The organism is Mycobacterium sp. (assembly GCF_049585075.1).
Lineage (GTDB): Bacteria > Actinomycetota > Actinomycetes > Mycobacteriales > Mycobacteriaceae > Mycobacterium.
In genome coordinates, this window is sequence record NZ_JBAUZA010000035.1 from 1 (window position 1) to 1775 (window position 1775).

Genomic DNA, 1775 nt, shown 5'->3' on the forward strand with positions numbered 1-1775 from the left:
AAACCACGCCGTCCGGCGGCGGCCGCCGCCGGCGCCGCGAGGACTGAGGCGAACGCCCCAGCGCGATTCGGGCCGTTGCCAAGGTAGAGTCTTAACGACCGTCCGGTACCCGCAGAGCGGGACTGGAACGAAACCAAGAGACTTGTGAGGGTCGTCTGCGATGGTGCAGTTCGACGGATTGCGCCCCGCCCGGCTCAAGGTGGGGATCATCTCCGCCGGCCGGGTAGGCACGGCTTTAGGGGTCGCGCTGGAACGCGTCGACCATGTCGTGGTTGCGTGCAGCGCCGTTTCTCAGGCATCGCGGCGGCGCGCTGAGAGCTCGTTGCCCGACACCCCCATCTCGCCGGTACCCGACGTTGCCAGTAACGCCGAGTTGCTGCTGCTGGCCGTCCCGGACACCGAGCTGGCCGGGCTGGTTTCGGGGTTGGCCGCCACCTCGGCGGTGCGGCCGGGCACCATCGTCGCGCATACCTCCGGCGTCAACGGCGTGGCCGTGCTGGCGCCGCTGAGCCAGCAGGACTGCATTCCACTGGCCATTCATCCGGCGATGACGTTCACCGGCTCCGACGAGGACATCTCCCGACTGCCGGACACCTGCTTCGGGATCACCGCGGCCGACGAGGTCGGCTACGCGATCGCGCAATCGCTGGTGCTGGAAATCGGCGGCGAGCCGTTCAGGGTCCGCGAAGACGCGCGGACCCTGTATCACGCTGCGCTGGCCCATGCCGGTAATCACATCGTCACCGTGCTCGCCGATGCCCTGGACGCATTGCGGGCCGCGCTGTCGGGTAACGAACTGCTCGGTCAGCAGCTGGTCGACGATCAGCCCGGCGGCATCGCCGAACGCGTAATCGGACCGCTGGCCCGCGCCGCGCTGGAGAACACCCTGCAACGAGGGCAGGCGGCGCTCACCGGCCCGGTCGCTCGCGGCGATGCGGGCGCAGTCGCCGATCATCTGAGCGCCCTGGCGTCCGTCGACGCACAACTGGCACAGGCCTATCGCGTGAACGCGCTGCGCACCGCGCAGCGCACGCATGCGCCCGACGACGTCGTCCAGGTCCTTGAGGGTTCGGCGCGATGAGGATCAACAGGCCGCCGAAGTTCAATGCCGGTGAACTCAACGTGTATTCGAGCCCCAGCGATGTCGGCGAGGTCAGCCGTGCGCTGCGCCATACCGGGCGACGGGTGATGTTGGTGCCGACCATGGGTGCGCTGCACGACGGGCATCTGGCCCTCGTCCGGGCCGCCAAACTGGTGCCCGGCTCGGTGGTCGTGGTGTCGATCTTCGTCAACCCGCTGCAATTCGGTGCCGACGAAGATCTTGACGCTTACCCGCGGATCGTCGAACAGGATTTGGCGCTCCTGCGCGGTGAAGGGGTTGAAATCGCCTTTACCCCAAGCGCAGCGGCGATGTATCCCGATGGCCCGCGTACCGCTGTCCATCCGGGTCCACTGGGATCCGAGCTCGAGGGGGCCGCGCGGCCGACCCATTTCGCCGGCATGCTCACTGTGGTGCTGAAGCTGCTGCAAATTGTGCACCCTGATCGAGTGTTCTTCGGAGAGAAGGACTATCAGCAGCTGGTGTTGGTCCGCCAGATGGTCGCCGACCTCAATGTCGATGTGCGAGTGATCGGGGTGCCGATCGTGCGTGAATCCGATGGTCTGGCATTGTCGTCACGCAACCGCTACCTCGATCCTGCCCAACGTGAACTGGCAGGTGTGCTGTCGGCTGCGCTGCTGGCCGGCACGCGCGCCGCGTCGGCCGGGGCGGACGC

At 67.4% G+C, this 1775-nt stretch carries 2 protein-coding genes; both read left to right on the plus strand.

Going from position 1 to position 1775, the window contains the following annotated elements; all coding sequences use genetic code 11:
* The first annotated feature begins 160 nt into the window (after nt 1–160).
* Nucleotides 161–1081, plus strand: a complete 921-nt coding sequence (locus tag WB785_RS01715) for a Rossmann-like and DUF2520 domain-containing protein (protein ID WP_424076972.1) — start codon at nt 161–163, stop codon at nt 1079–1081.
* On the plus strand, nt 1078–1775 hold a 698-nt coding region (panC, locus tag WB785_RS01720), incomplete at its 3' end, for a pantoate--beta-alanine ligase (RefSeq protein WP_424076973.1). The genes WB785_RS01715 and panC, both read left to right, overlap by 4 nt.

Bases quoted from the DNA above. Each gene is read 5' to 3' on its own strand.
- WB785_RS01715 (WP_424076972.1), top strand. From the start codon at position 161: ATGGTGCAGTTCGACGGATTGCGCCCCGCCCGGCTCAAGGTGGGGATC.